The organism is Enhydrobacter sp. (assembly GCA_025808875.1).
Classification (GTDB): domain Bacteria; phylum Pseudomonadota; class Alphaproteobacteria; order Reyranellales; family Reyranellaceae; genus Reyranella.
Genome location: CP075528.1, coordinates 650,584 through 664,042 on the forward strand (window position 1 = coordinate 650,584; position 13,459 = coordinate 664,042).

Here is a 13,459-nt window from a genome sequence, read left to right on the forward strand (position 1 = left end):
AGGCACATAGCGGGCGACGCTCCCGGTGTCATCCCGAGCGCAGCGAGGGACCTTATCTGGATCAGGAAAGATCCCCCGGCCTTTGGCCTCGGGATGACACCGAGGGTGTGGTTTGCAACAGTGCATCGAATGACAGAAGACGAACTGCAGAAGCGCCTCGAGGGGACATTGCCCCAACATGCCCGCCATGGCCTGCGTGTCGAGGAATGCCAGGACCAGGACGTGCGGTTGCGATTCTCGCCGAACGGCACGACGGGGTGGCACATGGCGACATTGCTGATCCTGGTCGACACGTCGCTGCGCGCCGCGGCAGGCGTGAATGCCGAGATCACTCATCTAGCGTTGACTCGGTTACGCGAGGTCGATCCTGGCGTCGAAGTCATCGTCCTGGCGCGCATCCTGCGGCGCGATCGGGATATGGTCCACGCCGAGGCTTGGCTGTTCAGCCATGCGGTGGTGGAGGCCGCGCTGCATGCGACAGCGACACTGTCGGTCGAAGCCTAAGCCGCTTCCTTCCAGGCGGCATCCACGATGGCGACGATGTCGCGCATGATCTGGGTCAGGTCGAAATCCTTGGGCGTGTAGACCCGCGCCACGCCGGCCTTCGTCAGCAGTTCGGCATCGGCCGGCGGGATGATGCCGCCGACCACTACCGGCACGTCGGCGATGCCGGCCGCGCGCAGGCCCGCCATGACATCGCCGACCAGCGAGACGTGGCCGCCCGACAGGATCGAGAGGCCGACCACGTGCACGCTCTCCTCGAGGGCAGCGTTGACGATGCGCTCGGGCGTCAGCCGGATGCCCTCGTAGACGACCTCCATCCCGCAATCGCGGGCGCGCACGGCGATCTGCTCGGCGCCGTTGGAATGACCGTCGAGGCCGGGTTTCCCGACCAGCATCTTGATGCGTCGGCCGAGCCGTTGCGAGACGCGTTCGACCTCGCGGCGCGCGGCTTCCAGCCGGCCGTCGCTGACGCCGACCGCGCGGCCGACGCCGGTCGGCGCGCGATATTCACCGAACACCGAGCGGAGGGTGTCCGTCCATTCGCCCGTGGTGACGCCGGCCTGAGCGCAGGCGATCGAGGCCGGCATGACGTTGCGGTCTTCCCGGGCGGCCGTGGCGAGTTCATCCAGCGCCTTCTTCACCGCCGCGCCGTCGCGCTGGCTGCGCCAGGCGTTGAGCCGCTCGATCTGCTCGCGCTCGACCGAATCGTCGACCGTCAGGATTGCGCCTCCGTCGGTCGAGAGCGGAGAGGGCTCGGCCTCGGTGAAGGCGTTGACGCCGACGACGGTCTGCTCACCCGATTCGATGGCGGCGAGACGTCTGAGGTTCGACTCGACCAGGCGCTGCTTCATATAGGCATTGTCGATCGCCGCCACTGCGCCGCCCATCTCGGCGATGCGCGCCATCTCGGACTTGGTCTCTTCCTTCAGCGCTTCGACCTTGCGTGCGATCTCCCGACTGCCATCGAAGATGTCGCCGTACTCGAGCAAGTCGGTCTCGTAGGCGACGATCTGCTGAAGACGCAGTGACCATTGTTGGTCCCACGGCCGCGGCAGGCCGAGCGCCTCGTTCCACGCCGGCAACTGCACAGAACGCGCGCGCGCGTTCTTGCTCATCACCACGGCCAGCATTTCGAGAAGGATGCGGTAGACGTTGTTCTCCGGTTGCTGCTCGGTCAGCCCCAGGGAGTTGACCTGCACGCCGTAGCGGAACAGACGCTGCTTGGCGTCGGCGACGCCATAGCGATTCGCCGTGAGGTCGTCCCACAACTCGGCGAACGCACGCATCTTGCAGATCTCCGTGACGAAGCGGATGCCGGCATTGACGAAGAACGAGATGCGGCCCACGACCTGCGGGAAATCCGCTTCGGGCACCTGGCCACGCGCCCGCACGGTGTCGAGGACGGCGATGGCGTTGACCAGCGAGAAGGCGAGCTCCTGCATCGGTGTCGCGCCCGCCTCCTGCAGGTGGTAGCTGCAGACGTTCATCGGATTCCACCTTGGAACCTCGCGATAGGTGAAGCCGATCGTGTCGGCGGTCAGCTTGAGCGACGGCTCGGGCGGGAAGACATAGGTGCCGCGCGAGAGATATTCCTTGATGATGTCGTTCTGCGTCGTGCCCTGAAGTTTTGCCCGCGCGACGCCCTGCGCCTCCGCCGTCGCGATGTAGAGTGACAGCAGCCACGCCGCCGGCGCGTTGATCGTCATCGATGTGTTCATGCGATCGAGCGGGATGCCGTCGAACAGCGAGTGCATGTCACCGAGGTGGGAGATCGGTACGCCGACCTTGCCGACCTCGCCCTTGGCCAGCGGATGGTCGGAGTCGTAGCCGGTCTGGGTCGGCAGATCGAAGGCGACCGACAGGCCGGTCTGGCCGCGGCCGAGGTTCTTGCGGTAGAGCTCGTTCGACTTGGCGGCGGTCGAATGGCCCGCGTAGGTGCGGATGAGCCAGGGCTTGTCGCGGGTCGCGGCGGGCATGGTGTAGACTGCCTACACCAATCGATGCTGCATTGCAGCATAGAATCGCAAGTTAACGCTGTGACCGACGCTTCCACCGCTGCTGCGGCTGCTGCCACCACCGACCAAACCCCGAGCAGGCCGACCTATGATGGAAGGCTGGCCGAGTTGTATGGCATCTATCTGCGCCACCTGCTGCTTATGCTGCTGACGCTCGGCTGGTCCAGATTCTGGGGCCGGACGCGGCTTCGGCGCTACCTCTGGAACCACTTCTCCATTCTCGGGGACCGTTTCGAATATCGCGGCCGGGGGATCGAACTCTTCATCGGCTTCCTGATCGTCCTGGCCGTTCTGGCGCTCTGGGGCGGCGGGGTCTGGCTGATCTGGGAGTTCTCCCTGAAGCACGACCCGGTGCCGGGTCTCGGCCTCCTCAACATTTTCTCCGTGTCGGTGGCGTTGATCGGCATTCCGCTCGCCTTCGTCGGACACTACGCCGGCTTGCGCTACCGGCTGTCGCGAACGAGATGGCGCGGGATTCGCTGTGGCCTCGACGGCTCCGCCTGGGCCTACGGCGCGCGCGCGACATTCCTCACTTTCGCGAACGCCACGACGCTGCAGCTGCTGTTGCCGGTGGTATCGGTGAACCTCGCACGACCGAGGATCGGCAACACCCGCTTCGGGACGCAGCTTTTCGAGTTCGCGGGCCAGGCGGGTGACATCTATGGTCGCTACGTCGGCTACTACTTCCTGCACATTCTCGCCTGGGGTATTGCCGTCGCCCTCGCGATCGGAACCTTCGGAGGTATCGCCGCGATCTCGGGCGTGACCGAGGACGACCTCAAGACGCTCGGCGACATGGGCAACCCGCAAACCATCCTGCTGATCGCTGCCTTGCTGTTCGGCCTCTACGTCCTGTTCGGTCTGCTGATCCTGCCGCTACGCTGCTGGTGGCAGGCCTACTTGATCCGTTATCTCGTCTCGCGCACGCGCGCCGGTGAAATCCTGTTCGCGTCGGCGATCACCACCCGGCAGATGTGGGGTTTCATGGTGGTGAACTACCTGATCGTGCTTTTGACTTTGGGTCTGGGCTGGCCATGGGTGATGCACCGGACCCTGCGCCTGATCGCTTCCCAATTGTGGATCTACGGCACACCGGACGGCGCCACCATTCGCCAACCCCCGAATCGCGGCCCGCGATACGGCGAGGGCCTGCTGGAGATGTTCGACGTGAGTGGCATATGACTCGGCTGTCGTACCACGGGGGTAACGTGGCAAAGCGCATGTCGCTGTCTTCGATCGACCTCAGTGCCATCGACCCCAAACGCGTCGAGCGGGTGGTGACGGATCGGCTGATCGCGCATCCGCTACTGCCGCGCTTCTTCACGACGCCGGCGTTGGTCGGCGGCGCCGCATTCATCTACTGGAACGTCGCGCCGCTCTGGCCGTTCGTGGTTCATGCCGCCCTGCACGTGACAGCGCTTGTGGCGCACCGGCAACTTAGGACTTTCTATCGACAGCGAGAGGATGTTCACGACCCGGCCGTGTGGCGGTTGCTCGTCACGCTCTGTCTCGCGCTCACGTCTCTCGTCAACGGCATCATGGGGGGCTACTACGTGTCGCTCCCGGGCGAGCTCGACGCCTACTTCATCCTGGTCGCCTTGTGCCTGATGACCAGCTTGTTGCCATCGCGCAACCTGGAGGGCCGAGCGTTCGTGGCGTCGTGCGCCGCCCTGTTGGTGCCGGCGGTTATGGTCATCGCCCTGGTGCGTCCGCACGGGCAGACCGCCGCCTTGAGTGCGTTCATGGTGGTTGCCGTCTATCTCGTCGTCTTGAACGCCTTTGCTTTCTTCGAGCGCCGCCGAGAACGACGTCGGATCGCCGCCGAGTTGGCGAGTGTGGATGCCATACATGTTCTCGGCGAGGCGCGGTCTCAGCTCGCGACTGCCGAGGAATCGTTGCGCACGACCCTCGATAACCTGAACGACGGTGTCTTTCGCGTAGATGCCACGCACAGGATCGCGTTCTTCAATCGCGCGATGCAGAGCCTGCACGGCATCGGCGAGGAGCAGGCGGCGTCCATTCGCACTCTCGACGACGCCCGGCGCATGCTTGCGGGTGTCGGCGAGCTTGAGCCTACCGACGGCGGCGACGTCCGCTACGTGCCGCGCGGCGACAAGATCCTCGAGTACAGATACATCCGGCTGGCCGATGGCGGGTTGCTGGGTCTGCACCGCGATGTGACGGACCTCAAGCGGCAGGAGGAGGCACTGGCGCGGGAGAAGGCTGTCGCCGACGCCGCGAGGCTCGACGCGGAGGCGGCACATGCCGAGGTCGTCAAGACCCGCCGGCTGATGGCCACCGTGCTCGACAGCATGACCGACGGCACTGTTCTGTTCGATGCCGAGCGCCGCCTCGCCGACGTGAACCGTGGGGCCACGAGCCTGTTCGGATCCGAGCCGGGCCAGCCGGAGCTCGGTGCCGCTCTCGACCATGTTGCGCGTTACACGGCGCTTGGCGAAGTGATCGTGCTGGACGAGGCACCTGCGTCGCTTCCGCGGCGGATCCACGAGGTGGCCGCAGGCCTGCATTTCGATCGCCAGATGCCGAATGGGCGGCACGTCGAGCTCACGTCGAAGCCCCTCGACGACGGCAGCATCCTCTGCGTATTCCGCGACATCACCGAGCTGAAGCAGCAACAGACTGAGCTCGAGAGCGCGCGCGACGCCGCCGAGGCGGCGAATCGCGCCAAGTCCGCCTTCCTCGCCACGATGAGTCACGAGATTCGCACGCCGATGAACGGCGTCCTCGGCATGCTCGACGTGCTCGAAGCCAAGGGCCCTGTCGAGCGATCAGGACAACGTCGTGGCGACCATGTGCGAATCGGCACATGCCCTGCTGCGCATCATCGACGACGTTCTCGACTTCTCCAAGATCGAGGCCGGTGTCGTAGAGCTGGAAGAAGCGCCATTCTCCCTGACCGGGGTCGTCGAAGGCACGATCCGGGCCCTGCGCCCGAGTGCCGACAAGCGCGGCCTGACGCTGATACCCGCGGTCGCCGCGGGCAGTATCGATACCCTGCAGAGAGACGTCACCCGCGTTCGCCAGATTCTCTACAATCTCGTTTCGCCGGCGGATAACGTCCCGTTGCGCGACTTTCTGGGGTTTGCTCGATGCCTTCGCACGCGCGCTTCTTCGATGGCGAGACGGCTGCAATGCACGACGTCGGCGTCAGAGCGACCGCTGGCGAGCTGTTGATCACACGCGCTACCGACTCGACGATCCTGGCACGGTGGCCGATAGACGAGGTGGTGGTGGTGGGCGACGCCGAACACGAGGCCGTGCCGGTTCTGGCGCGCCGCCGCCACGACGCCCGCCTCGTCATCGAGGACCACGAGACGCGCCGGAAACTGGTCGACATGGTTCCGCAGTTCGCGGCCTTGATCGGCGTGAAGCCTGCGCCGTCACGGCGTATTGCGACCTTCGGCGGCGCCCTGACGGCGGCAATCGCCCTGCTTTGGCTCGGCATCGACTGGGGCAGCGGCCACGCTGCGGCCTTCGTTCCCCATCGGATGCAGGCCAAGCTCGGACACGCCGTGCTCGGCGAACTGGTCCAGACCAAGGATCTCTGTCAGGGCGAGGCGGGATTGAGGGCGGTCCGCGAACTGGCCAATCGCTTGGCGCGAGCGTCGGACTACACCCATCCCGTCGAGGTCTATGTCGTCAAAGGCGGGCCGATCAATGCCTACACGCTGCCGGGCGGCATCCTCGTCTTCTACTCGGACCTGATCGATCGGGCGAAGGATGGGACGCAGGTCGCCGGGGTGCTCGCCCACGAGATCGGTCACGTCGTGCATAACCATCCGATGAAGGGCCTGGTGCGACAGTTCGGGGTCGAGATCGTCGCGCGGGCGCTTACAGGAGGCTTCTCCGAGATCGGCACTCTCGCTTCGGGCGGAGGTTTGCTGCTGGCGTTGCGCAACGGACGCCGGTTCGAGCGCGAGGCCGACGCTACCGCGGTCGAGCTTCTTGAGGCTATCGGCGTCCGGGCCGACGGCGTGGCCAGCTTCTTCGAACAGCTCCTCGAGCGGGAACAGCACGATACGGCGGAAGCCGTCGGCATCTGGTCGAGTCATCCGCCGACGCGCGAGCGCATTGCCGCGACGCGCCGGCCGGCCACGGGTCGCCCGCCCTTCTCCGATGTGGAATGGAAGGCATTGCGCGATGTCTGCAAGTGAAGCATTTTCTATGCGATGCCTCTTCGATGGGAAGTCGATCACGACCAACGGCTGGTCGTCGTCACGGCTGACGGTCTGGTTCAGCTCGAGGACGTCGAGCAGTATCTTGACGCCATCGTCATCGAAGACGCGATGCCCTACCGCAAGATCTTCGACGCGACTCGCATTGTGCCTGTCGCGACCGATGACGACGTCATGCTTCTTGGTGCCCGGATGCGCGCTTATGTGGCGACGCTGGAGGGAGGGCCCCTGGCCTTCGTCGTGACCACCCCTGAAGCGCGGGTCTTCGTCGACCGATACATCAACCTGACCGGAGCACGTCGGCCGGTACGCATTTTTTCCCGCGTCGAGGACGCACGGGCGTGGTTGCGGGATCTGTAGTAGGACTCGCAGGCGGGAGTCGGCGGCCGCGCCGCGGGGGGAGAACTAAAAGGGCGCGGACGGGCCACCGACGGCGTCGCCGGCTGCGAAACGACGACGCTGGTCAGCTAACGCACTTCCGGGATCGATCGTTACGCCTGCCTCTGAAATGCCACGGGGTGATCCTCAGCCCTTCATGCGCTGTCCACCGATCCTGAAGTCCTTGAGTATCTCGGGCCGGAAGGAAAGCCCGTGGCCGGGACGCTCCGGCGGTCTCATGAGGCCGTTTCGATCGGGCAGCACGGGCTCGATCCAGAGATCGTCGTTCCAGTCCATGTATTCGAGGTAGTTGGCGTTGGGTATCGACGCCAACAGATGCACCATTTGCTCGTGGAAGAGATGGGGCGCGAGGCGGATGCCCCACGGTTCGGCGGCAGCGGCGATCTTGCGCAGTTCTGTATAGCCGCCGCGCATCGGGTCGGGCTGCAGGATCGGCACGGGGTGCGGGGCCTCGAGGAAGGGCCTGAGGTCGTTGCGCGTGAAGTGGCTCTCGCCACCGACGATGCGGGTTTTGAGCGCGGCGGCTATACGGCGGTAGCCGGAAAAGTCCTCGGCCACCACCGGCTCCTCCAACCAATAAGGATCGTACTCGTCGATGCGATGGCCGGCCTGAATCGCGGTATCGGCGTCCCAGCCCATGTTGACGTCGATCATGATCTCCACGCCGCCGCCCAGCGCCTCGCGCATGGCCTTCACGTTCTGTACGTCCTCGCGCCACGGCCGAATGTGCGCGACCTGCATCTTGATGGCCTTGAGGCCCTGCCCGGTGAATTCCCTGGCGCGGGCGATCATGCCGTCGCGACCGAGGCCGCGGAACACGCCCGAACCGTAGGCCGGCACTTCGGCACGGCACGCGCCCCACAGCCTGAACAAAGGCAGGCCGGCGCGCTTGCCGACGATGTCCCACAGCGCCATGTCGACCGCGCTTTGGGCGAACACCGTCACACCCATGCGTCCCAGCCAGAAGTTGTTTTTGTAGAGCGTCTGCCAGATTCCCTCGATCTCGGTGGCGTCGCGGCCCAGCACGCGGGGCGCTATCAGTTCCTTCATGCAGGCGTCGATCGTGTGCAACCCGCCACGCAGGGGCTGCAGATAGCTCATGCCGACGAGGCCGCCCTGAGTTTCGATCTCCAGGACATAGATTTCGCGGTTGGGGTCCGACAGGATCCCGGCGGCCGGCGGCTTGCCGCGCCATGGCACCTGCAGCAGCGTGGAGCGCAGTTCGACGATGGTGGTGGCCGTGGTCATAGGGCATAACTCCCGCGTCTTTTCCTGCCCATGATGCCATCGCCATGACTTCGTCCAACCGTCTCTATCTGTTCGACACCACTCTGCGAGACGGCGCCCAGACCCAGGGCGTCGATTTCACCGTTGCGGACAAGGCGGCGATTGCGCGCGAGCTGGATCTGCTGGGCATCGACTACATCGAGGGCGGCTGGCCCGGCGCCAACCCGACCGACGATCGCTTCTTCGCGGATCCGCCGGAGTTCAGGAATGCCCGGTTCGTCGCCTTCGGCATGACGCGCCGCGCCGGCCGCAGCGCCGCCAACGATCCCGGCCTGAACGCCATCCTGCAGACCAGGGCGCGCAACGTCTGCATGGTCGGCAAGACCTGGGACTTCCACGTCGATGTCGCGCTCGAACTCGATCGCAACGAGTATCTCGACATGATCGCCGACTCCGTCGCCCATGCGAAGACGCGTATGGACGAGGTCCTGTTCGACGCCGAGCACTTCTTCGACGGCTACAAGGCGAACCCGGACTACGCCATGGCCTGCCTCAAGGCGGCGGACAGGTCGGGCGCGCGCTGGCTGGTGCTGTGCGACACCAATGGCGGCAGCTTGCCGCACGAGATCGAACGCATCGTCGGCGAGGTCTGCAAGACGATCCCCGGCGACCGCCTCGGCATCCACACCCACAACGACACCGAGAACGCCGTCGCCAACACGCTCGCGGCCGTTCGCGCCGGTGTGCGCCAGGTGCAGGGCACGATCAACGGGCTCGGCGAGCGCTGCGGCAACGCCAACATGATCGCGCTCATCCCCAATCTCGTGCTCAAGATGGGCTTCGAGACGGGCCTGAAGGAGGGCGCGATGCAACGGCTCACGCATCTTTCGCGCCTGCTCGACGATCGTCTCAACGTCGTGCCGAATCGCAGCGCCGCCTATGTCGGCTCGCGCGCTTTCGCCCACAAGGGCGGCCTGCACGTGTCGGCGGTCGAAAAGGACCCCAGGACATACGAGCACGTCGATCCCGAGGTCGTCGGCAACCAGCGCATCATCGTCGTGAGCGACCAGGCCGGCCGCTCCAACATCATGGCGCGTTTCCGCCAGATCGGGCTCGAGGTCGACGCGAAGGATCCGGGCGTCATGCGGCTGCTCGAGATCGTCAAGGACCGCGAGGCCGAAGGCTACGCCTATGACGGGGCCGATGCTTCGTTCGAGCTGCTGGCGCGTCACGAGCTGCACACCGTGCCCGACTATTTCAACCTGCAGAGTTTTCGCGTGCTGGCCGAACGGCGTATCAACGCCAGAGGCGAACGCATCACCCTGTCGGAAGCAACCGTGAAGCTCGACGTCGCCGGCAAGCGGGCGATGGAAGTGGGCGAGGGCAATGGTCCGGTGAACGCCCTCGATGCTGCGCTGCGAAAGGCGTTGGTTCCGATCTATCCCGAGTTGCAGGACATGCGCCTCATCGACTTCAAGGTCCGCATTCTCGATGCGGCAGGCGGAACGGCCGCTACAACCAGGGTCATGATCGAAAGCGCCGACGGCAAGGGCCGGCGCTGGTCGACGATCGGCGTTTCGCCCAACATCGTCGATGCGTCCTACAATGCCCTTTACGATGCCATCACCTATAAGTTGTTCCGGGACGGCGCCAGGCCGGCGCAACCGACCTAGCTGCCATGCCTCCCCGTTCGGTTGACGATAGGGGCCATGGCGCGGAGCATGCGTAAGTGCGAGACGGAGAAGAACTGAAGGAGGGAGAGGCGCCGATATCGGCGCGCGCGTTGCGCCGCCCGGTGATGGAGCGCCGGGCCGTGGCTCGCCTCGTGATGTGGTCGCTGCCCTTCCTGGTCGCCGCGGTGGCGCTGTTCGTGTGGCTGGGAGCGGGGCGCTACACCTCGACCGACAACGCCTACGTCAAGGGCGACCGCGCCGCCATTGCCACCGAGCTGAGCGGGTTGATCGTCGAGGTTCCGGTGCAGGAGAACCAACGCGTGTCGCGCGGCCAGCTCCTGCTGCGCCTCGACGACCAGCCCTACCGCCTGGCGCTCGCCAAGATCGAGGCCGAGATCGAGAACCAGCGCGCCGAGATCCGGGGCCTGCGTGCGCAGTGGCGCAGCAAGCGCGAGGAGATCAAGTCGGCGCTGAGTCAGCAGGTCTATTTCCAGGCCGACTACGACCGGCAAAAGGAGCTCGCCGAACGCAAGATCGCCTCGGCCCAGCGCCTCGAAGAGGCGCGGCGCGATCTCGAGGTAGCGCGCCAGCGCATCTCCACGGCGCAGGAGGATCTCACGCGGATCGAGGCGGCGCTGGCCGGCGATCCCAAGATCCGCGTCGATGAACATCCCAGAGTCAAGCAGATGATGGCGGCGCGCGAGGAAGCGCTGCTCAACCTGCGCAAGACCATGATCGAGGCGCCGATCGACGGGGTCGTCTCCAAACGTCCCGTGCCCGGAACCTATGCGACTGCCGGCATGCCGGCCATCGTGGTGGTTGCGGACCGAGATCTCTGGATCGAGGCCAACTTCAAAGAGACCGAACTCACGCGCGTGCGGGCGGGCCAGCCCGTGACGGTGCGCATCGACACCTACCCGGACGTGGTCTGCGTCGGCACCGTGGCGTCGATCGCCCAGGCCACGGGTGCGGAGTTCGCCGTGCTGCCGCCGCAGAATGCGTCGGGCAACTGGGTGAAGGTGGTCCAGCGCATCCCGGTGCGGGTCACGGTGAAATGTCCGGAGGACGCACCTCCGCTGCGCGTGGGCATGAGCACGACCATCGAGATCGACACCGGCCACAAGCGCTCGTTCAATGACGTGCTGAAGGCGGTCGGGCTCGCGATGTGACCGATCCGGCCGTCCTGCGCCGGCGCCGGCTGATCACCGTCGTCGTCATGATGGCGACCATCATGCACGCCCTCGACGGCACCATCGCCAACGTGGCGCTGCCGTCGATCCAGGGCTCGCTGTCGGCCACCCAGGAGCAGGTCTCCTGGGTGGTGACGTCCTACATCGTCGCATCCGCGATCATGACGCCGTTCGCCGGCTTCTCCGCGACTCGCTTCGGTCTGCGCACGACACTCTTCGCCTGCGTCATCGGCTTCACTGTGGTGTCCATGTTGTGCGGAGCGGCGCAATCGCTCGACCAGCTGGTCCTGTTCCGCGCCCTGCAGGGCGGCTTCGGTGCTGCGCTGGTGCCGGTGTCCCAGGCCATCATGATGGACACCTTCCCGCGGGAGGAGCAGGGCAAGGCGATGGCGATGTGGGGTGTGGGCACCATGATCGGCCCCATCGTCGGCCCGTCGCTCGGCGGCTGGCTGACGGACGAGCTGTCGTGGCGCTGGGTCTTCTACGTCAACCTGCCGGTCGGCCTGATTTGTGCCTTCGGTGTCCTGGTCCTGGTGCGCGACAGCGCGCACGACCGGCCGCGCCCTTTCGACCTGCTCGGCTTCGTGCTGCTGGCGATCGCCATCGGCATGTTCCAGCTGATGCTCGATCGCGGCCAGCAGCTCGACTGGTTCGATTCGCTCGAGATCGTGGTCGAGGGGCTGATCGCGGGCGTGGCCTTCACGATGTTCCTGATTCACATGCTGACCGACCGCCAGCCCTTCCTGTCGCGCGATCTCTTCCGCGACCGCAACCTGACCGTGGGGCTGGTGTTCACGGCGCTCGCCGGCCTCGTGCTGATCGTGACGGCGACGCTGATGCCGCCCTTCCTGCAGCAACTCAAGGGATATCCGGTGCTGACCACCGGCATCGTCCTGGCGCCGCGCGGCGCGGGCATGATGGTGGCGATGATGCTGGTGGCGCGCCTGATCGGGCGGTTCGACGCGCGCTGGCTGGTGGCGATCGGCTTCCTGCTCTGCGCGCTGTCGCTCTGGGACATGACACGGTTCAACCTCGACGTCAGCGAGAGCCACATCGTGTGGAACGGTGTGCTGCTGGGCTTCGGGCTGGGCCTCGTTTTCCCACCGCTCACGACCCTCACCTTCGCCACCCTGCCGGCGCGGCTGCGCACCGAGGGCGCGGCGATGAATGCGCTGTTGCGCAATCTCGGCGCGTCGATCGGGCTTGCCGTGCTGGTCGCCCTGCTCGCGCGCAACAGCCAGACCAACCGCAGCGAGCTCGTCGAGCAACTCACGCCCTACAGCGCTGGTTGGCCTTTCGGCAGCACGATGCCCGGCGCCGATTCGACCCTGCTCGCCGTATGGGAAGCCGAAATCAATCGCCAGGCGGCGATGATCGGGTATCTGAACGATTTCCGGGCCATGACGATCTGCACCGTGTTGGTGCTGCCGCTGCTCTTCTTCATGCGCAAGCAGATGCTCCTGCGCTAGAACAGTCCGGATGGGACGGGCTTCCAAGGGAAAGGCGACGGTCGGCGCGATGCCGGTGGTCGTGCTGGTGCGGCCGCAACTCGGCGAGAACATCGGCATGGCGGCGCGCGCCATGCTGAACTGCGGCCTCGACTCGCTGCGACTGGTCGAGCCCCGCGATGGCTGGCCCAATTCCAAGGCCCAGCGCGCCGCCTCCGGGGCCGACGTAGTGCTCGATCGGGCACAGGTCTTCGCGAGCGTGGCAGAGGCGGTTGCCGACCTGCAGCATGTCGTCGCCACAACTGCGCGCAACCGCGAGCTTGCCCAACGTATCGTCACGCCGCGCCAGGCGGCGGGCGAGATGCGGGGCTGGATCGCCGATGGCCGGCGGGTCGGCGTCCTGTTCGGACCGGAGCGCACCGGGCTGGAGAACGACGACATGGTGGTCGCCGACACGGCCCTTTCCATCCCGCTCAATCCGCAGTTCTCGTCTCTCAACGTGGCGCAGGCCGTGTTGCTGGTGTCCTACGAATGGGCGGCCTCGGCCGACATCACGCCGGCGTCGCGCATGTCGGACCATTCGACCCGACCCGCGACCAAGGAAGAGCTGCAGAACCTGTTCGACCATCTCGAGCGGACGCTCGACCAGTCGGGCTTCCTGCGGCACAAGGCGATGCGGCCAGCCATGGTGAACAACCTGCGTGCCCTTCTGCAGCGCGCCGCCATGACGGAGCAGGAAGTGCGGACCTTTCACGGCGTCATCAAGTTTCTCGGCAAGCGCAAGCACGACGATTAGAAGGAAGGGAG

The 13,459-nt window shown here is 65.8% G+C and carries 10 protein-coding genes and 2 pseudogenes; 10 read left to right on the forward strand and 2 right to left on the reverse strand.

The genetic code is table 11. The features are described from left to right. The first annotated feature begins 129 nt into the window (after positions 1-129). The gene (locus KIT25_03165) at positions 130-504 is read left to right on the forward strand and encodes a hypothetical protein (GenBank protein ID UYN95961.1); all 375 of its coding nucleotides are present in this window, start codon (positions 130-132) and stop codon (positions 502-504) included. Here the strand turns inward: KIT25_03165 and KIT25_03170 are convergent. After that, positions 501-2,480 (reverse strand): protein meaA, encoded by a 1,980-nt coding sequence (locus KIT25_03170; protein UYN95962.1) that lies wholly within the window; start codon positions 2,478-2,480, stop codon positions 501-503. The genes KIT25_03165 and KIT25_03170 overlap by 4 nt on opposite strands. Positions 2,481-2,540: 60 nt before the next feature. On the opposite strand from KIT25_03170, the gene KIT25_03175 reads away from it, so the two are divergent. The 5 genes and pseudogenes from KIT25_03175 to KIT25_03195 all read left to right on the forward strand — a co-directional run bounded on the left by KIT25_03175 (position 2,541) and on the right by KIT25_03195 (position 7,075). Then, a complete protein-coding gene (locus tag KIT25_03175; protein ID UYN95963.1) occupies positions 2,541-3,701 on the forward strand; it encodes a DUF898 family protein in 1,161 nt (386 codons plus the stop codon). After that, positions 3,698-4,537: pseudogene (locus tag KIT25_03180) on the forward strand (PAS domain-containing protein). Before KIT25_03175 ends, KIT25_03180 begins: the two are co-directional and overlap by 4 nt. 522 nt (positions 4,538-5,059) lie before the next feature. Then, positions 5,060-5,714 (forward strand): annotated as a pseudogene (locus tag KIT25_03185) (hypothetical protein). Beyond that, a complete protein-coding gene (locus KIT25_03190) occupies positions 5,711-6,694 on the forward strand; it encodes a M48 family metallopeptidase (protein UYN95964.1) in 984 nt (327 codons plus the stop codon). The pseudogene KIT25_03185 and the gene KIT25_03190 overlap by 4 nt, the downstream one beginning before the upstream one ends. A gap of 15 nt (positions 6,695-6,709) precedes the next feature. Beyond that, complete coding sequence (locus KIT25_03195; protein UYN95965.1) at positions 6,710-7,075, forward strand: hypothetical protein; 366 nt, start codon at positions 6,710-6,712, stop codon at positions 7,073-7,075. Between the two features lie 165 nt (positions 7,076-7,240). Here KIT25_03195 and KIT25_03200 read toward each other — a convergent pair whose 3' ends face one another. Next, the gene (locus KIT25_03200) at positions 7,241-8,362 is read right to left on the reverse strand and encodes a mandelate racemase/muconate lactonizing enzyme family protein (protein ID UYN95966.1); all 1,122 of its coding nucleotides are present in this window, start codon (positions 8,360-8,362) and stop codon (positions 7,241-7,243) included. Between the two features lie 44 nt (positions 8,363-8,406). Here KIT25_03200 and cimA point away from each other — a divergent pair, with 44 nt between their 5' ends. The 4 genes from cimA to KIT25_03220 are packed head-to-tail and all read left to right on the forward strand — an operon-like array spanning position 8,407 to position 13,448. Further along, positions 8,407-10,014 (forward strand): citramalate synthase, encoded by a 1,608-nt coding sequence (gene cimA, locus KIT25_03205; protein UYN95967.1) that lies wholly within the window; start codon positions 8,407-8,409, stop codon positions 10,012-10,014. A 56-nt stretch (positions 10,015-10,070) separates the two neighbouring features. Then, positions 10,071-11,183, forward strand: coding sequence for an HlyD family secretion protein (locus KIT25_03210; GenBank protein UYN95968.1), 1,113 nt, complete (start codon positions 10,071-10,073; stop codon positions 11,181-11,183). Positions 11,184-11,230: 47 nt separating this feature from the next. Further along, entirely contained in the window at positions 11,231-12,673 is a 1,443-nt protein-coding gene (locus tag KIT25_03215; protein ID UYN97807.1) for a DHA2 family efflux MFS transporter permease subunit, read from the forward strand. A gap of 10 nt (positions 12,674-12,683) precedes the next feature. Further along, positions 12,684-13,448: an RNA methyltransferase gene (locus KIT25_03220; GenBank protein UYN95969.1), complete on the forward strand. Its 765-nt coding sequence runs from the start codon at positions 12,684-12,686 to the stop codon at positions 13,446-13,448. Positions 13,449-13,459 lie beyond the last annotated feature (11 nt).